This window comes from Blastomonas natatoria (genome assembly GCF_003201955.1).
Lineage (GTDB): Bacteria > Pseudomonadota > Alphaproteobacteria > Sphingomonadales > Sphingomonadaceae > Blastomonas > Blastomonas natatoria.
In genome coordinates this window covers 1-17,147 of the sequence record NZ_QJJM01000010.1, presented here as the reverse complement: position 1 = coordinate 17,147, position 17,147 = coordinate 1, and the positions used below count along the sequence as shown (strand labels likewise).

The 17,147-nt window shown below is 63.3% G+C and carries 15 protein-coding genes; 13 read left to right on the top strand and 2 right to left on the bottom strand.

From position 1 onward, the window contains the following. Nucleotides 1–93: 93 nt before the first annotated feature. The 5 genes from C7451_RS13185 to C7451_RS13165 all read left to right on the top strand — a co-directional run bounded on the left by C7451_RS13185 (nt 94) and on the right by C7451_RS13165 (nt 6,586). On the top strand, nt 94–1,491 hold the full coding sequence (locus tag C7451_RS13185) for a DcaP family trimeric outer membrane transporter (protein ID WP_244181876.1): 1,398 nt from the start codon (nt 94–96) through the stop codon (nt 1,489–1,491). A gap of 25 nt (nt 1,492–1,516) precedes the next feature. Then, the gene (locus C7451_RS13180) at nt 1,517–3,187 is read left to right on the top strand and encodes an MFS transporter (protein WP_110299442.1); all 1,671 of its coding nucleotides are present in this window, start codon (nt 1,517–1,519) and stop codon (nt 3,185–3,187) included. 183 nt (nt 3,188–3,370) lie between these two features. Then, nucleotides 3,371–4,645 carry an efflux RND transporter periplasmic adaptor subunit gene (locus C7451_RS13175; RefSeq protein WP_110299441.1) on the top strand — a complete coding sequence of 425 codons (1,275 nt, stop codon included), beginning with the start codon at nt 3,371–3,373 and terminating at the stop codon, nt 4,643–4,645. Then, a complete protein-coding gene (locus C7451_RS13170) occupies nt 4,626–5,339 on the top strand; it encodes an ABC transporter ATP-binding protein (protein WP_110299440.1) in 714 nt (237 codons plus the stop codon). The genes C7451_RS13175 and C7451_RS13170 overlap by 20 nt, the downstream gene beginning before the upstream one ends. After that, nucleotides 5,336–6,586, top strand: a complete 1,251-nt coding sequence (locus C7451_RS13165) for an ABC transporter permease (RefSeq protein ID WP_110299439.1) — start codon at nt 5,336–5,338, stop codon at nt 6,584–6,586. Before C7451_RS13170 ends, C7451_RS13165 begins: the two co-directional genes overlap by 4 nt. Nucleotides 6,587–6,594: 8 nt before the next feature. Here the strand turns inward: C7451_RS13165 and C7451_RS13160 are convergent, their stop codons facing one another. After that, the gene (locus C7451_RS13160) at nt 6,595–7,386 is read right to left on the bottom strand and encodes a citryl-CoA lyase (RefSeq protein WP_110299438.1); all 792 of its coding nucleotides are present in this window, start codon (nt 7,384–7,386) and stop codon (nt 6,595–6,597) included. 114 nt (nt 7,387–7,500) lie between these two features. On the opposite strand from C7451_RS13160, the gene C7451_RS13155 reads away from it, so the two are divergent. The 7 genes from C7451_RS13155 (at nt 7,501) to C7451_RS13125 (ending at nt 15,198) form a co-directional block, all read left to right on the top strand. Further along, the gene (locus tag C7451_RS13155; protein ID WP_110299557.1) at nt 7,501–8,652 is read left to right on the top strand and encodes a CaiB/BaiF CoA transferase family protein; all 1,152 of its coding nucleotides are present in this window, start codon (nt 7,501–7,503) and stop codon (nt 8,650–8,652) included. Nucleotides 8,653–8,717: 65 nt separating this feature from the next. Further along, on the top strand, nt 8,718–9,530 hold the full coding sequence (locus C7451_RS13150; RefSeq protein WP_110299437.1) for an IclR family transcriptional regulator: 813 nt from the start codon (nt 8,718–8,720) through the stop codon (nt 9,528–9,530). 239 nt (nt 9,531–9,769) lie between these two features. Further along, entirely contained in the window at nt 9,770–11,953 is a 2,184-nt protein-coding gene (locus C7451_RS13145) for a TonB-dependent receptor (protein WP_110299436.1), read from the top strand. A gap of 24 nt (nt 11,954–11,977) precedes the next feature. Beyond that, the gene (wrbA, locus tag C7451_RS13140) at nt 11,978–12,580 is read left to right on the top strand and encodes an NAD(P)H:quinone oxidoreductase (RefSeq protein ID WP_110299435.1); all 603 of its coding nucleotides are present in this window, start codon (nt 11,978–11,980) and stop codon (nt 12,578–12,580) included. A 43-nt stretch (nt 12,581–12,623) separates the two neighbouring features. After that, the gene (locus tag C7451_RS13135) at nt 12,624–13,166 is read left to right on the top strand and encodes a VOC family protein (protein ID WP_110299434.1); all 543 of its coding nucleotides are present in this window, start codon (nt 12,624–12,626) and stop codon (nt 13,164–13,166) included. A 3-nt stretch (nt 13,167–13,169) separates the two neighbouring features. Then, the gene (locus C7451_RS13130) at nt 13,170–14,048 is read left to right on the top strand and encodes an alpha/beta fold hydrolase (protein ID WP_110299433.1); all 879 of its coding nucleotides are present in this window, start codon (nt 13,170–13,172) and stop codon (nt 14,046–14,048) included. Between the two features lie 19 nt (nt 14,049–14,067). Further along, nucleotides 14,068–15,198: a cobalamin-independent methionine synthase II family protein gene (locus tag C7451_RS13125; RefSeq protein WP_110299432.1), complete on the top strand. Its 1,131-nt coding sequence runs from the start codon at nt 14,068–14,070 to the stop codon at nt 15,196–15,198. 52 nt (nt 15,199–15,250) lie between these two features. On the opposite strand, the gene C7451_RS13120 is transcribed toward C7451_RS13125, so the two are convergent. Then, nucleotides 15,251–15,913, bottom strand: a complete 663-nt coding sequence (locus tag C7451_RS13120) for a nitroreductase (RefSeq protein ID WP_110299431.1) — start codon at nt 15,911–15,913, stop codon at nt 15,251–15,253. Between the two features lie 192 nt (nt 15,914–16,105). On the opposite strand from C7451_RS13120, the gene C7451_RS13115 reads away from it, so the two are divergent. Continuing rightward, entirely contained in the window at nt 16,106–16,723 is a 618-nt protein-coding gene (locus C7451_RS13115; protein WP_110299430.1) for a class I SAM-dependent methyltransferase, read from the top strand. The last annotated feature ends 424 nt before the right edge of the window (nt 16,724–17,147 follow it).

The window sequence follows — 17,147 nt, the reverse complement described above, 5'->3', positions numbered from 1 at the left end:
ATATCCGACCATGGTCGCTCTGGAAGGCGAAGGCCAATCGGCAAAGACTGAGGCTGCGACCGGGAGCACCCGGCGCAGACTGAGGAGAGAGCGATGCCGATGGGTTATCGATCATTGGGGGCGGCGTTACTGGCCGCAAGCGCGCTGGTCGCGCCGGAAACGGCCATGGCTCAGACCGCGCGCGAACAGGCGCTGGAGGAGCGGCTGGCGCGGCTCGAGGCCGAAATGCAGACGCTGCGCGCCGACCTGGTCGCTGCGCGCACGGTGCAGGCGGAAACCGCTGCCGCTGCCAGCCAGGCCGCCAGTGCCAGCGAGCAGGCGGTGACGCGGGTCGCCGCGCTCGAGGCCAAGCCGACCGCACCCGCCGAGGGTTTCCGCGTCGGCAGCACCACCTTCAAGCTCGGCGGTTTCGTCAAGGCGGTGGCCAGTGCCACCCGTTACGATGACGGCATGCTGGCCGGCGGATCGCTGGGCAAGGAATTCTACCTGCCGCAGCAGATCCCCGTCGGCGGCACATCGACCCGCGATTTCATGGCCAATGCGCGCCAGACGCGATTGTTCTTCACCAGTTCGACCCCGCTCGCGGGCAAGGAACTGAAGAGCCATATCGAGTTCGATTTCGCACTGGCGACCGCGCCGCCCGGCGCGCAGCGCGCGACCAATGCCTATACGCCGACGCTGCGCCGCGCTTTCCTGACCTTCGACAAGTTCCTGATCGGCCAGGAATGGACCACTTTCCAGAACCCCGCGCTCCTGCCCGAGAGCACCGATTTCGTCGGGCCGCTCGAAGGCACGGTGTTCGTCCGGCAGATGATCGTCCAGTATCGTCAGCCGCTGGCCAAAGGGCTGGAGCTGCATCTCGCGCTGGAAAATCCGCAGACCGAAACGGTGAATACCACCAATGCCGCGCTGGCCGACAACGATCAGGACCGCGTGCCCGATCTGGTCGCCAAGCTGGTCTACAAGCAGCCGAACCTCGACCTGCATGTCGCGGGGCTGGTGCGCCAGCTTTCGGTGCATGACGGCGGCAATGACGACGATGCGATGGGCTGGGGCATTTCGGCGGGCGGCAAAGTCGCCTTCGGGCCGGACAAGCGGCACGATATCCGCTTCAGCGCGACCTATGGCGACGGCATCGGCCGCTATCTCGGCCTCGGCTATGCGCCCGATGCCCTGTACGACCGGATCGCGCTGGGCAACCGGCTGCTCAAGGTCGAGAATTTCGCGGCTTTCGCATCGCTGAAGCTCGGCTGGACGAGCAATCTGCGCTCGACCATTGCGGCGGGCTACCAGCATGCCGACTATCCCGGCGGCGTCATCGTGCCGGGGCTCGCCAATGTTTCCGCCTATAGCGCGGCGGTCAACCTGTTCTGGTCCCCGGTCAAGAATCTCGACATCGGCATCGAAGTGCGTCACGCCGAGCGGGAAGTGGCCAACGGATTGAAGGGACAGATGGATCGCCTGGAGATGGCGGCGAAATATACCTTCTAACGACACAAGCAGAGGAGTGGGTACAATGGCTACGGTGTACGAGGATGCTTTACCCAAGCATCACCAAGCGACCCAGGGGGAGAAGATGGTCATCGCCGCTTCCTCGCTGGGCACGGTGTTCGAATGGTATGATTTCTATCTGTACGGGCTTCTGGCGACGTACATATCCGCCCAGTTCTTCTCGGGCGTGAACGAGACCACCGGCTTCATCTTCGCGCTCGCCGCCTTTGCGGCAGGCTTTGCGGTGCGGCCATTCGGCGCACTGGTCTTCGGGCGGATCGGCGATCTGGTCGGGCGCAAGAACACCTTTCTCGTCACCATGGGCATCATGGGACTTTCGACCTTTGCGGTCGGCCTTTTGCCGAGTTACGCCTCGATCGGGGTCGCGGCGCCGATCATCCTCATCCTGATGCGGCTGGCCCAGGGCCTGGCGCTGGGCGGCGAATATGGCGGCGCTGCCACCTATGTTGCCGAGCACGCGCCCGAAGGAAAGCGCGGGCTCTATACCAGCTGGATCCAGACCACGGCGACCTTCGGGCTGTTCGCGGCGCTGCTGGTGGTCATCGGCTTCCGCTTCGCGCTGGGTGAAGAGGCTTTTGCCGCCTGGGGCTGGCGCCTGCCGTTCCTCATCTCGATCGTGCTGCTCGCGGTGTCGATGTGGATCCGGCTTCAGCTCAACGAAAGCCCGGTCTTCCAGAAGATGAAGGACGAGGGCACGACCTCAAAGGCGCCGCTGACCGAGGCGTTCGGCCAATGGGGCAACCTGCGCTGGGTGCTGGTTGCGCTGCTGGGTGCGGTCGCAGGCCAGGCGGTGGTCTGGTATGCAGGCCAGTTCTATGCGCTGTTCTTCCTCGAAAAGACGCTTCGGGTCGATGGCGCGACCGCCAATATCCTGATCGCGATCGCACTTGCTCTGGCCACCCCGTTCTTCGTGTTCTTCGGCTGGCTGTCGGACAAGATCGGCCGCAAGCCGATCATCCTGGGCGGCTGCGCGCTGGCGGCGATGCTCTACTTCCCGCTGTTCGGTGCGCTGACCCAGGCGGCCAACCCCGCGCTCGCCGCGGCCCAGGCTTCGGCCCCGGTGACGATCAGCGCGCACCAGGACGAGTGCTCGTTCCAGTTCGATCCGGTCGGCAAGAACAGCTTCGATACGACAAGCTGCGATATCGCCAAGACCTATCTCGCCAAGGCCGGCATCAGCTATGCCAATGCGGAGGCAGCGGCGGGCACGATCGCGATGGTCAGGGTCGGTGACAGGACCTTTGCCGCACCCGATGCCGGCAAGCTTTCGGGTGAGGACAAGAAGGCCGCGATCAAGACCTTTCAGGACGAGCTGAAAGCCGGCCTGATCGCGGCGGGCTATCCCGAAAAGGCGGACACGGCCAAGATCAACAAGGTTGCCGTGGTCGCCATCCTCTGGGCGCTGGCGATGCTGGTGACCATGGTCTACGGCCCCATCGCGGCGATGCTGGTCGAACTCTTCCCCAGCCGCATCCGCTATACCTCGATGTCGCTGCCCTATCATATCGGCAACGGTTGGTTCGGCGGCTTCCTGCCGACGACGGCGTTCGCGATGGTCGCGGCCACCGGCAACATCTATTACGGCCTGTGGTATCCGGTTCTGGTCGCTGCAGCGACGGTGGTCATCGGCCTGATCTTCCTGCCGGAGACGTTCCGCCGCAATATCGACGACTGATACCAGCCCTGAAGGGTCGCACTCCCGGCCACCAGCGTGTCAGGTCCGCCTGGCACGCTGGTTCCTTTTCGGGCCCGGGCCTTGCAAGCCGTCACTTCGCCTTTCCGTGTTGCATGGCCGCTGGTCACGCCCATGACTTGCTCCTATAGCAGGGTGATAGATGGCGGGATGGGGCCGGGCTGAATGTTCACGAAACTGCGTTCCTGGATAGGGCGCCACAAGGTCTGGTCCGCACTGATCGCGCTGGTCGCGGTCTATATCGTCTATCTGGTCGTCCGGCCGGTCCAGCATGATTACGAATATATCGCCGAGACGGTCGGGCGGGGCACGGTGCAGCGAGTCGTCTCGGCCAGCGGCAAGGTTCGTGCCCTCAATACAATCAAGGTCGGCACGGAAGTTTCCGGACAGATCACCAAGGTCTATGTCGATTTCAACTCGCCAGTGACCAAGGGCCAGGTGCTGGCGGAAATCGACCCGACCCGCGTGCGGGCGCGCGTCCAGCAGATCGAGGCGCAGGTGGCGCTCGCGCGGGCAGGGCTGGACCAGACCCGGGCCAATGTCGAGCGCGCCCGGGCCGAACTCAAGATTCAGGAGCGAGACTTTGCCCGGCAGCAGTCGCTGTCCGACCGGGGCTTTGTTTCCAAGGCCAATCTCGATGCCGCGCAGACCCGCCTGAACAGTGCCCGCAACGCCTTGCAGGTGGCGCTGGCGCAGACCGAAAGCGGCGATGCGCAGATCCGGCAGGCAAGCGCCGAACTCTCCTCGGCACGGCTCGATCTCACGCGCACGCTGATCCTCGCCCCGGCGAGCGGCGTCATCATCGACAAGCTGGTAGAACCCGGCACCACCGTGGCGGCCAGCTTCCAGACGCCCAATCTGTTCGAGATCGCTGCGGACACCACCAAGATGCAAGTCGAGGCCTCGGTCGACGAGGCGGATATCGGCCAGATCCGGGAGGGTCAGGACGTGACCTTCACCGTCGACAGCTATCCTGATGATATATTCCGCGCCAAGGTGCGCCAGATCCGCAAGGCGCCGGTCGAAACGCAGAATGTCGTCAGCTATCTGGTCATCATCGACGTCGACAATCTCGACGGCAAGCTGCTGCCCGGAATGACCGCGAATGTGGAGATCATCACCGGAGCGAAGCCGAACGTGTTGCGCGTGCCGACCAATGCGCTGCGTTTTCGCCCGAAGCCCGCTGACCGGGAAGCTGCCGAAGACCCAAAGCCCGCCGATCCCGAGCGCAAGCCCGTTCCCGTGCAGACGGTCTATATCATGGGCACCGATCCTTACCGTCCAATCAGGAAACAGGTGCAGATCGGGCTGCAGGGCGATGATTTCACCGAGATACGATCCGGCATCAAGGCGGGCGACAAGGTGCTGGTCCGCACCAAATCGCTGAAGCCCAAGGCCGAAACCGAAGCTGCGGACGACGATGACAGCGCCGGTTCTTGAAACCCAGGATCTCATCAAGAATTACGTCATCGGCGGCGAGATGGTGCATGCCGTCAACGGCGTGTCGCTGCGCATCGATCAGGGCGAATTCGTCGCGATCATGGGCGCAAGCGGATCGGGCAAGTCGACCTTCATGAACATGATCGGCTGCCTCGACGTGCCGACATCTGGGACGCTCAAGCTCGACGGCATCGATACCCGCACGCTGAACAGCGACGAGCTGGCCGAGATCCGCAACCGCAAGATCGGCTTCGTCTTCCAGCAGTTCAATCTGCTGGCGCGGACCAGCGCGCTCGACAATGTCGCCGTGCCTCTGATCTATGCCGGCGTGCGCCCGGCCGAACGGCGCGAGCGGGCAAGGGCGAGGCTCGATGCGATGGGGCTGGGCAACCGTCTGCTGAATACGCCCGCCAAACTGTCGGGCGGGCAGCAGCAGCGCGTGGCCATCGCGCGCGCGCTCGTGACCAATCCGCTGATCCTGCTGGCCGACGAGCCGACCGGCGCACTGGATACTCAGACCTCGCTCGACATCATGGGCATCTTCCAGAAGCTCAATGACGAGGGAATCACGCTCGTGGTCGTCACGCATGAGCCGGACATTGCCGAATATGCCGCCCGCCGGATCGTGTTCCGCGATGGCAAGGTCATAGAGGATGCTGCGGTAACCTCGCGCCGCCGGGCTGAGGTGGCATGACCGACATTCTCAACACGCTGGCAGGCTGGGGGGTCAATGTCGCGATCGCCTTTACCGCCTTGCGCACCAATCTGATGCGCTCGATCCTGACCACGCTCGGCGTCATGATCGGGGTGTTTTCGGTGATCCTGGCGGTCGCGGTGGGCAATGGCGCGCAGGTATCCGTCACCCAGCAGATCGCTACCCTGGGCTCGAACATGGCGATCGTGGTTCCTGAGCCTGAGCGCCCCAATGGTCCGCCCCGACCCGGCGATCGCGGCCGCCTCACCGAACGCGACGGCGAGGCGATTGCCCGGCAGGTGCCCGGCGTCCTTGCGGTGGCGCCGCAGCTGCGCACCAGCGTTCAGCTGGTTACCGGCGGTCGCAGCGCCAATACCCAGGCCGTCGGATCGACCGAAGCCTTTGCCAGCATCTCCAATCTCGGGACGTCCGATGGCCGGTTCCTCACCAAGAGCGACATAGGTTCGGCCGCGCGCGTCGTGGTGATCGGCCAGACGGTCGCCGACAAGCTTTTCGTCGACGGAAATCCTGTTGGCGAAAAGGTGCGGATCAACCGGGTGCCCTTTACCGTGATCGGCCTGCTCGAGAGCAAGGGCAGCAATCTGGGCAATGACAATGATGACCAGATCGTCGTGCCGATCACCACGCTTCGCCAGCGGCTTTCGACCGCGACGACCCAGGGGCCTGACGATGTGACCTTGCTGTTCGTCGGCTTCGAGGATGAGGAAACCCTGGTAGCCGGTGACCGCGAGATCAAGGATCTGCTGCGCGCGCGCTACCGCGTGTCCAAGGGCAAGATCACTCCGTTCACGGTCCGGACCACCAAGGAAATCGCGGAAACCTCAGGCCAGGTCACCCAGATCTTCCAGGCGGTGCTGGTGGCCATTGCATCGATCTCGCTGCTGGTTGGCGGCATCGGCATCATGAATATCATGCTGGTGAGCGTCACCGAACGCACCCGCGAGATCGGCTTGCGGATGGCGCTGGGCGCGAAGCGCAGCGACATCCGCAACCAGTTTCTGGTCGAGGCAGCGGTATTGTGCATTATCGGCGGGGCGATCGGGCTGCTGCTGGCGATGGTCGCGGCCGCAATCTTCCAGCAGGTCGCCGATTTTCCTGCCCCGATCGGGCTGGACACCGCGCTGATGGCCATCGCTTTTTCCGCCGTGATCGGGCTGGTGTTCGGCGGCTATCCTGCCATCCGGGCATCGCGCCTGTCGCCGATCGAGGCGCTGCGCAGCGAATAGCCGCAGGTTTAGGCGGGGTCGCCTGCGTCGAAAGCGATAGCGCCAGCCGCTGCGCCGGACATGATGAAGCCGATGGGGCGTTGGCCTTCCTCGTTCAGATGGCCGATCAGACTTGCGGTCCGGGCCAGCAGCGAGATGCCCTTGAGCGCGCCGAGCGGGAAGCCGACATCGAGCATCACAGCCGGGATGGCCCCGTTGACGTTGATCGGCAGCGGCCTGCCCAGCGTTTCGGGCAGGCAATCGCGCAGGGCGTACAGCATGCGGATATGCTCTCCCACGATGCCATGCTCCTCTGCCATGGCCAGCAGAAGCAGGGCCCTTGGATCGCCTTCGGAATGCTGGGGATGGCCAAAGCCCGGGATAGCCTGCCGGTTCGCGCGCAAGGTGCGCACGCCATCAGCGGCAATGTCGGCCGCCGATCCGGCACCTTCGCGAAGCCTGGCGACCAGATCGGCATAGAAGCGGCCTGCCACTTCCGCGCTGCCAAGGACCACCGAACCGCAGCCCAGCAGGCCTGCCGCAACCGCCCCGTGAAACGCTTCCGGCGCAGCAGCGTAAGTCATCCGGGCTGCGACGACGCTCGGCACCAGCCCATGCTCGGCGATCGCCGCAAGCACTGCATTGGCAAACAGCTTCTGAACCTCGGTCGGTTCCTCGCCCGTGACCAGCAGCCAGAAATAGCTGGTAAAGTCCATCTTGCCGATGATGTCGCCGCACAGATCACGACCGCGAACGGTAATGCTGGTCGCATCCGAAGTGCAGATCGAGCTGAATGGGGCGTCCTGCTTGCCGATGCGCATAAGGGCTCCTGTGCTGGCCGAGCGGGAGCGTAGAGACCCGCCAGAATGTTTCGATTTACGAAGTTGATTTCGTATATCGAAGTTTCTATGAGTGGCGATCAGGGAGATGTCAATATGGCCAAGCCGCTCGCCAATGTCACCGTGCTCGAAATGGGCACCTTCATCACGGGCCCATGTGCCGGAATGATGCTCGCCGATCTGGGCGCCGACGTGATCAAGGTGGAAAGGCCTGATGGCGGCGACCCGTTCCGCGCCTTTCGCGGCGGCTTCTACAGCCCGCATTTCCAGACCTACAACCGCAACAAGCGCTCGGTCACGCTCGACACGCGCGGCGGTGCCGATCTTGAGGCATTTGATCGCATGGTCGCTTCGGCTGACGTGTTCATCCAGAATTTCCGTCCAGGCGTCGCCGACAAGCTCAAGGTCGATCCCGAGCGGTTGCGCGCGATCAATCCGCGGCTGATCTATCTGTCGATCTCCGGCTTCGGCGCGACCGGGCCGGACCGCGACCGTCCCGCCTTCGACACCGTGGCGCAAGCAGCCAGCGGCTTTCTTCGTCTGCTGGTGAACCCGGCCAATCCCCGCGTCGTCGGGCCTGCGCTGGCCGATGCAATCACCGGATTTTACGGCGCGCAAGGCGTGCTGGCGGCGCTGCACGAGCGTGCCAGTACCGGCAAGGGGCGGTTGGTCGAGGTCTCGATGTTCGAGGCGATGGCGCATTTCAACCTCGATGATTTCACCCATTATTTCTCTGACGACCAGGTGATGGGACCGTATAGTCGGCCCAATGTCTCGCAATCCTATGTCTTCCAGTGCCAGGGCGGCGATTGGATCGCATTGCACATGTCGTCGCCGCCCAAATTCTGGGAGAATCTGGCAACCGCTGTCGGTCAGCCCGACATGCTGGCGCGGTCCGAATTTGCCAGCCGCGACGCGCGCATCGCCAATTACGAACAGGTTGCCGCCTTCCTGGCCCCGCTCTTTGCGGCAAAGTCACGCGCTGAATGGTGTGCAACGCTGGAGCAGCTCGAAGTCCCGCATTCGCCGGTCTACAGCGCACCGGAGGTGATCGAAACTCCCCAGGCGAAGCATCTCGGGCTGGTGCTCGAAGACCCGCACGGACCGCACGGCCCCTTCCGCACGATCCGTTCGCCGCTCAGCTTCGATGGCGAGCGTGCCACCACAGTCACTGCACCACCAGTGCTGGGGCAGCATAATGACGAGGTGCTGGGAGTGGACAGCCCTGCATCCGCCGCTGCCGAGTGAGCGCACTGCGGAACTGGGACGACACCGCCTTGCCTGAAACCGGGCGAGCGGCTAGCGCATCAGGCATGGATCAACCCGCCAAGCCAGGCAAGGACAGCGAATATCTCTCGACGCTCGAGCGCGGGCTCAAGGTGTTGCGGGCGTTCGACGCGACACATCCGGAAATGCAGCTGAGCGAAGTGGCCCAGGTCACCGGCCTCAGCCCCGCGGTTGCGCGGCGCTGCCTCAACACGCTGGTGCAGCTTGGCTATATCGCCCAATTCGGACGCAAGTTCCTGCTGCGGCCCGAGGTGCTGAGCTTCGGCACGGCCTATCTCTCGTCGATGAATGTCGAGCAGGTGGTGCTGCCGCCGCTGCAGAAGCTGCGCGACGATACCGGCGACAGTTCGTCGATGGCGGTGCTCTCCGGCACCGACATCCTGTATGTTGCGCATGTCTCGACCAACCGCCGCATCCGGTTGGGCGCGAATGTCGGCACGCGCTTTCCGCTGCATGCAACTTCGCTCGGCAAGGTGCTGCTCGCTTTCCAGCCGGAGCCGGTTGTTGCGCGATATCTGGCGTCGGCCAGTCTGCAGCGCTTTACGGAACGCACGGTGACCACCGATGGTGCGTTGGCCGAGCGGCTGCAGAAGGCGCGCGACACCGGGTATGATTCGGCATTGGACGAACTCGATTACGGGATTGTTTCGGTCGCCGTTCCGGTCTTCGATGCCCAGCGCAACGCGATTGCCTCGATCAACTGTTCGACATCGACCACCCGCATCTCGCAGGACGAACTGGTCCGCACGCGGCTGCCAATGCTTCGCGAAGCTGCGGCCGAAATCGGCAGCGCGCTGCAGCGCTGGCCTGCATTGATGCACTCGCTCCAGCAGAACTGATCCTGCCAAGCCGCCACGACCCGGCATCTCACTTCCAACGCCCGCCAACTGTGCCCCTGCGCTCGCAGGCTGTGATGGTGCGCGTCGCCATGCTTCGACTGCCGGCCAGAAACTTCGTATATCGAACTTGACTTCGCTTTACGAACAATTTACCCGAAGCATAACTCGCCCGCAAAGCCTCAACCGGCATCAGCAAGAACGAAGCGGCGGGATCCACTGGATGAGGGGAGCAGGTGCAGATGCCCGCGATTTGGAACAAGATGCTGCTGGCAGGTTCGGTTTCGGTTGTCGCGCTATCGGCTGCGGCGCCGGCCTTGGCACAGGATCAGCCGACGGAAGAGGCCGCCTCCGGCGAGATCGTCGTCACCGCCCTGCGCCGTGATTCCACCCTGCAGGATACCCCTGCCGCGATCACTGCATTCAACGCCGAATCGATCGAGAATGCCGGCATCGACAAGGCCGCCGACTTTATCGGGCTGACCTCGAACGTCCAGCTGATCGAAACCCAGAATGCGGGCAACGCGTTCGTCATCATTCGCGGGATTACCCAGAACCGCAATTCCGAGCCCTCGGTCGCCGTGGTGGTTGACGGAGTGCAGCAGGTCAATGCTGCCCAGTTCAGCCAGGAACTGTTCGATATCGAGCAGATCGAAATCCTGAAAGGCCCGCAGGGCGGCCTTTACGGGCGCAACGCCATTGGCGGGGCGATCATCATCAACACCAAGCAGCCCAGCGACCAGTTCGAGGGGCGGGTATTCGCCGGGGTCGATAATGGCTTCGGCTATACGCTGCGCGCCGGCATTTCCGGTCCGATCAGCGACACCCTCAAATTCCGCCTTTCCGGCTCCTATCGCGACACCAACGGATATATCCCCAACACCTTTCTGGGCGAGGATGCCGATCCGCTCGAGGATATCTCGCTGCGCGGCAAGCTGCTGTGGACACCCACCGACCAGCTGACGGTCGATCTGCGAGCCTCGATGTCGCTGCTGCGCACCCAGGCGCTCTATTACAATATCGTCGCCGACGTGAACGACACCAGCCTTCCCGTGCGCGTCAACAATGCCGGGCAGAACGACCGCGACATCTACAACGTCTCGGCCAAGATCGACTACAAGGCCGATTGGGGATCGATCACCTCGGTGACGTCCTATGACACCTTGTCCGAAATCCTGACCGGCGATGCGTTCAACTTCCTGCCGATCCAGGAGTCGCTGTTCTTCGCGCTGTTCGGGTTTGACCTCAACCAGAGCCAGTTCCTCGATGTCGAGGCGATCAGCCAGGATCTGCGGATCCAGTCGAACGACGATAACGCGTTCACCTGGTCGCTCGGCGGCTATTTCATCGACACCAACCGCTATATCTCTACCGGCAACATGGTGGATACCGGCCAGGGCGTCTTCCCCGTGTTCCGCACCCCCAGCACCGATCCGCGCAACCCGCAGGCGACCTTCCTCGCGGACTCGCAGAACAATTTCGCCTGGGCGGTCTATGCCAATATCGGCTATGAATTCTCCGAAGCGTTCCGCGTCGATGCCTCGCTCCGCTATGACCGCGACAAGCGCCGCAACCGCACGCTGACCCCGACCGCGTTCATCCCTGTCGTCCCCGGCTTCCCCACCGGCACCACCGGCGAGGTGCGCCGCGAAACGTTCGACGAATGGCAGCCCAAGGTCACGCTGACCTACAAGCCGGCCGAAAACGTCACGATCTATGGCGGCTATAGCCGCGGTTTCCGTTCGGGCGGGTTCAACCAGACTGGCGTCGGTGCGGTAGCAGCGGGCACCGGTGTCGTCGGTGTGGCCGATATATATGAAGCCGAAGTGGCCGATACGTTCGAGATCGGCGTCAAGACCAACCTGTTCGACCGGATGCTGACGCTCAACGCCAGCGCCTATACCACCAAGTCGGAAAACGGCTATTTCTTCGTCTTCCTCGCCGCCAACTCGACCCAGAATCTGGGCAATGTCCCCGAGGTGCGGCTGCAGGGCTTCGAGATCGACGGCACGCTGCGTCCGGCACGCGGCTGGGACATCAATTTCGGCCTTGGCGTGACCTATAGCGAGATCAAGGAATTCCCTGATCCCACCGTGATCGGCAACGAGGCACCATTCATCTCGCGCTATACGCTCAATCTGGGCACGCAATACGAGACCAATCTGGGCGACAGCGACCTCAAGGGCCGCATCCGCGTGGATTACAACCGCACCGGCAAGACCTGGTTCGACGTGCCCAATTCGACCGTCAGACGTCCGGTGGACCTCGTCAATGCACGCCTCACGCTCGATGGCGGGGCCTGGTCGCTGACCGCGTTTTCGGACAACCTGTTCAACAAAAGATATAATGCCGAATTCTCGCCGGGCGGCTTCGTGTTCAAGGGACGCCCGCGCGTCTTCGGGCTCGAGGCGCTCTACAAGTTCTGACCTGCAGACGATTGGAAGACATCCGTGGCACGCATCCTCATCCTCTATTATTCGGGCTATGGCCATACCGAGATCATGGCAGGCGCCGTGGCCGACGGGGTGAATGCGGTCGAAGGCTGCGAGGCGGTAGTCAAGCGCGTGCCCGAACTGGTACCCGACGAGGTCGCGGCCGGATCAGGCATGAAGGTCGATCAGGCCGCCCCCTTTGCCAGCCCGGACGAGCTCGCCGATTATGACGGCATCATCTTCGGTACCCCCACGCGCTTCGGCAACATGGCGGCCCAGATGCGCAACTTTCTCGACCAGACCGGCGGCCTGTGGGCGAGGGGGGCGCTGATCGGCAAGCCTGCCAGCGTGTTCGTTTCCACCGCCAGCCAGCATGGCGGGCAGGAAACGACGATCACGTCGTTCCACACGACCCTGTTGCATCATGGCATGATCGTCATCGGCCTGCCCTACAGCTTTGCCGGCAACACCATCATGTCCGAAATCAGCGGCGGCACGCCTTATGGCGCAAGCACGATCGCAGGCGGTGACGGATCGCGCATGCCGTCCGAAAACGAACTTGCAGGTGCCCGTTTCCAGGGCGAGCATGTCGCCCGCATCACGCTGAAACTGACGGCCTGAGGGGGCTGTCGATCCAGCGTGGAAACAAGATGAGGAGGAAGCCATGAGCCAGCTAGTCAACCGCCTGCACCACACCGCCTATACCACCCGCGACCTCGAGGCGACGCGCGCCTTTTACGAGGACGTGCTCGGCTTTCCGCTGGTCGCTACCTATTGCGAAAAGGACGAGCTGTTCGGCAAGGAGCGCACCTATTGCCATTGCTTCTTTGCAATGAAGGACGGCAGCGCGCTCGCCTTCTTCCAGTTCGCGAACGAGGACGACCAGGCCGAGTTCAGCCCGCCTATCCCGGAATCGCCGTTCCACCATATCGCGCTGCATGTCGATCCCGACGCCCAGGCCGAGCTCGAGCGCCGGATCGCCGCCGCCGGAATTGTCGAGCCGCAGACATACATTCTCGAGCACGGCTATTGCCGGTCGGTCTATGTGAAGGACCCCAACGGCATGATCATCGAATTCACGTGCGATGCGCCTGAAGCGTTGGCGATCGAAAGCGAAGTCCGCGCCAAGGCCCGCGCCGAGCTCGCGCGCTGGCTGGCCGGCGACCACAGCAACAACAACACCTTCCGCAGCGCCGAAGCGGCTTGATTCATGGGCGGCCCGGTCGGCAAGCTGGGCTGCACCCATTCTGGCAGCGCGCCTCGGCCGCACCTGGGCGGGCGGACCCTGTGGCTTGCCGTTGAGGGTGGCCATCTGGCCGTCGAACGGCTGGGCAGGGGCCCTGCTGTGGTCCTGCTTCACGGCTGGACCCTCGACCGGCGCATGTGGACCATGCAGGCACGCGCTCTGGCGGCGCGACACAGCGTGATCACGGTCGACAGGCGCGGCTTCGGCCAATCGACCGCACCTGCCGATCGCGCCCGCGAAGTCGAAGATCTCGTATGCCTCGCAGACCGGCTGGAACTGGACTGTTTTCACCTGGTCGGCATGTCGCAGGCTGGCGCGACCGCGATCAGCTATGCCCAGAACCACCGAAACCGCCTGGCGACGCTGGTCCTGCAGGGCATCTCGCTCGCCGGCATTCCCGACCATGCCAACGCTTCGGACCGCATTCCGCTTGGCGAATTTGCCGATCTGGTCCGGCGGGGCCAGCTGGACGCGATGAAGCGGCAATGGGCGGCGCATCCGTTGATGGCGGGTCTCGCAGGAGAAGCCGCAGATATCGCGGGTCGGATGCTCGCCGATTATGACGGGCGTGACCTGATGGCTGGACCTGCCGGTCCATCGGCCCGGCTCGACCAGATCGCCACCCTGTGCATGCCTGTGCTTGGCATCACGGGAGTTGCGGACACCCCCTGGCGCCGAGACATTACCCGAGCAATTGGCCGCAGCGCTCCACTTGGCCAGGCTCGTTTCATCCGCGATGCCGGGCATATGTGCAATCTGTCTCACCCCGCCGAATTCAACACCGCGCTCGCCGCCTTTCTGAACCGGCCTCTGCAGCCGATTCCCGATGCCACCAACGACTGATCTGCCGGAGTTTCCACCCATGACCGTGCCTGACCGCTTTCTCACCACCCATGTCGGCAGCCTGCCGAGGCCCGAAGCCCTGCTCGACCTGGTTTTCGCGCGCGAAGGCGGTGAAGTGGTGTCCGAGGCCGGTTTTGAAGCTGCGGTCGAGCAGGCCACGGCCCATGTCATCCAGCGCCAGATCGAGGCCGGGGTCAGCATCGTGAACGATGGTGAGCAGTCCAAGCCCAGCTATGCCACCTATATCAAGCACCGGCTCTCGGGCTTTGGCGGCGAGGCGGGCCAGTACGAGTTTGCCGATCTCGAGGCCTTTCCCGGCGCCAAGGCACAGGTGTTCGGCAACAAGGGACGCGCGAAGCGTTCCGCCCCGGCCTGCACCGCGCCGATCACCGTGATCGACATGGAAGCGCCGCGGATCGATGCCGAGCGTCTCCAGCGGCTCGCCAACAGCCATGCGACCTTCATGTCGGCTGCGTCACCCGGCGTGACTGCGCTGTTCTTCCCGAATCAGTATTATGAAAGCGATGAGGCTTATGTTTTCGCCCTCGCCGAGGGTTTGCGGCATGAGTACGAGACCATTGCCGCGGCCGGCATCACGCTGCAGGTCGATTGTCCTGACCTTGCCATGGGCCGCCATGTCCAGTTCACGCATCTGAGCCTGGAAGACTTTCGCAAGCGCATCGGCATGAACATCGCGGCGCTCAACCATGCGGTTCGGAACATTCCGGCAGAACAGCTGCGAATGCACCTGTGCTGGGGCAACTATCCCGGACCGCATCACTGCGATGTCGCGCTTGGCGAGATTGCCGATATCGTCTGGACGGCCAAGCCGCAGACGGTCCTGCTTGAAGGCGCCAATCCGCGCCACGCCCATGAGTTTGCCTTTTTCGAGGACCATCCGCTACCGGACGACAAGATCCTTTGCCCCGGCATGGTCGAGCCGCAGAGTCCTTATATCGAACATCCCGAACTGATTGCGCAGCGCATTGGCCGTTATGCGAACCTGCTGGGACGCGAGCGGGTGATGGCGGGCGTCGACTGCGGTTTTTCGGTTCATGCCGGCAGCAACAGCCTCGACCCCGAAATCGTGTGGGCCAAGCTCGCAGCGCTCTCGGACGGTGCACGGATCGCCAGCGAACGGTTCTGGTGAGGCGCGGCTCGTCGGTCCAGGCAAGGCCGACGAGCCGCAGGGCGCCAATCTCTCAGCCGAAGCCGTGGAAGGTGACGTGCTCGTCGAGCGGCACGCGTTCGCGCTCGAAATTGTTGACCGGCGCGTCCGGGTCGCGCCAGCCGATGCCCAGGCCGCAGAACAGCAGGATGTCCTCGCCCAGGCCAAGATGGTCTTTGATCGTCCGGCCATAGACGCCCATATATTCCTGCGGGCAGCTATCCAGGCCCTCGCCGCGCAGCAGCAGCATGATCGTCTGCAGCCACATGCCGCAATCCGACCATTGCGGTTCCTTCATCAGCTTGGGGAAATGGCAGAGCAGCAGCACCGGTGCGCCGAACGAGACCATGTTCATCTTCACGAAATCGGCACGCTGTTCCGAATTGTCCCGGGCGACGGCCATGGCGCCGTACATCGCCTTGCCCAGATTGGAGAGGCGCTGCTGATATTTGAGGACCTGACCGGGCGCGGCGAAATCATATTCCTGCGGATCGTCGGGCTGGCTCGCCAGTAGCCGCTGCTGCAGCGACGCCAGCGGTTCGCCCGTCAGGACGGTGGCTTCCCAGGGCTGATAGTTGCAGCCCGAAGGCGTCATCCTTGCCTGCTCCAGCACACGGCGCACCGTCTCGAGCGGTACCGGCGTGTCGAGAAACGATCGGATCGATCGACGGCTGGCAACGGCTTCGGCTACATTCATCAAACTCTCTCCCCTGATTGGCATTTCCAGCGTGGCTGGCTGTCAGAGTGCAACCAATTGCCAGACGAAAGCGGTGGCTGCAATCGCCGCTTCATGCGGGTCCCGCGCTGAAGCGCAGCGCGGGATTTGGCGGAACCGAGCCAAAAGGGGCACGTAATCTGAGCATGCTCGTCGCTCATGCCGGAGTGCTCCATGGCCACCTTGTTTCACCCAACTCGTCCCGTTCCTGCAGGATCGGGGTTCAACAGTCTGATCATTTCGTTTCGTGAGTTCTTCCATCGGCCATCTGCGGTCGGATCGGCCTTTCCAGCGTCGCGCTTCCTGGTCGATTCCATGCTCGAGCCGATTGACTTTGCCGATATCCGGGTCGTGGTCGAATATGGGCCCGGCAGCGGCCCGGTCACCCGTGCGCTGCTCGCGCGCATGCCCAGCGACAGCGTGCTTGTTGCCATTGATCTCAGTCCCCGGTTCACACGCCACTTGCGCGATGCGATTGCCGATCCCCGGCTCATTGCGGTGACCGGATGTGCCGCAAGTGCGGGCTCGGTGATCGACCATCTCGGCCTGGGGCCTGTGGACCTGATTGTGACCGGAATTCCGTTCTCGACCATCGACGAGCCGGCGGGCGTCCGCATCATGGAATCGAGCGCGGCGCTCCTTGCCGATCATGGGCAACTGGTCGCCTATCAGATGCGCGACACTGTGGAGGCGCTGCTCGAGCCGAGGTTTAGGCAGATCGATCAGTCGCGGGAGTGGCGCAACATCCCTCCATGCCATATCTACCGGGCGAGCCGGCCGGTCCGCCGATAGCGCGGATGTGCGGGCCGTGAATCGTCGCGTCGGCCCTGCTCGATACGGCGGGGCGAGGGAGAGGAAACGAGAACTGCTTTTGATCGTTGTGATGTGGTGCGGAACGCTCCCCTACGAATCGACAAGTGTCTTCAGCATGCAATTATGCAGATCCGGCGTGACTGGGGGCATCCGGCTGATCCCGTGACAAGGAGGCACCCGCACATGCCCTGATCCCTGAAAGATCCAGCATTTGCGGGGCCGTGATAGATCGAGGCGGATGGGCTGAAAAGAATCTGCAAAAAAGGGTTTGACCCGACTCGATCCGATCCATAGATGACGCCTCACCGGACGGGACGCGGCGCTGACGCATCGCTCTTCATCTGGTCGCCAACATAATCGGATAGCCATTCCCTCGGTTTAAAGATCGGGGCACATTGGTTGT

Bases quoted from the DNA above. Each gene is read 5' to 3' on its own strand.
- C7451_RS13125 (WP_110299432.1), top strand. From the start codon at position 14,068: ATGACCGTGCCTGACCGCTTTCTCACCACCCATGTCGGCAGCCTGCCG.
- C7451_RS13160 (WP_110299438.1), bottom strand. From the start codon at position 7,386: ATGCGCATCGGCAAGCAGGACGCCCCATTCAGCTCGATCTGCACTTCG.
- C7451_RS13155 (WP_110299557.1), top strand. From the start codon at position 7,501: ATGGCCAAGCCGCTCGCCAATGTCACCGTGCTCGAAATGGGCACCTTC.
- C7451_RS13135 (WP_110299434.1), top strand. From the start codon at position 12,624: ATGAGCCAGCTAGTCAACCGCCTGCACCACACCGCCTATACCACCCGC.
- C7451_RS13185 (WP_244181876.1), top strand. From the start codon at position 94: ATGCCGATGGGTTATCGATCATTGGGGGCGGCGTTACTGGCCGCAAGC.
- C7451_RS13130 (WP_110299433.1), top strand. From the start codon at position 13,170: ATGGGCGGCCCGGTCGGCAAGCTGGGCTGCACCCATTCTGGCAGCGCG.
- C7451_RS13165 (WP_110299439.1), top strand. From the start codon at position 5,336: ATGACCGACATTCTCAACACGCTGGCAGGCTGGGGGGTCAATGTCGCG.
- C7451_RS13115 (WP_110299430.1), top strand. From the start codon at position 16,106: ATGGCCACCTTGTTTCACCCAACTCGTCCCGTTCCTGCAGGATCGGGG.
- C7451_RS13170 (WP_110299440.1), top strand. From the start codon at position 4,626: ATGACAGCGCCGGTTCTTGAAACCCAGGATCTCATCAAGAATTACGTC.
- C7451_RS13150 (WP_110299437.1), top strand. From the start codon at position 8,718: ATGGATCAACCCGCCAAGCCAGGCAAGGACAGCGAATATCTCTCGACG.
- C7451_RS13120 (WP_110299431.1), bottom strand. From the start codon at position 15,913: ATGAATGTAGCCGAAGCCGTTGCCAGCCGTCGATCGATCCGATCGTTT.
- C7451_RS13180 (WP_110299442.1), top strand. From the start codon at position 1,517: ATGGCTACGGTGTACGAGGATGCTTTACCCAAGCATCACCAAGCGACC.
- C7451_RS13145 (WP_110299436.1), top strand. From the start codon at position 9,770: ATGCCCGCGATTTGGAACAAGATGCTGCTGGCAGGTTCGGTTTCGGTT.
- C7451_RS13175 (WP_110299441.1), top strand. From the start codon at position 3,371: ATGTTCACGAAACTGCGTTCCTGGATAGGGCGCCACAAGGTCTGGTCC.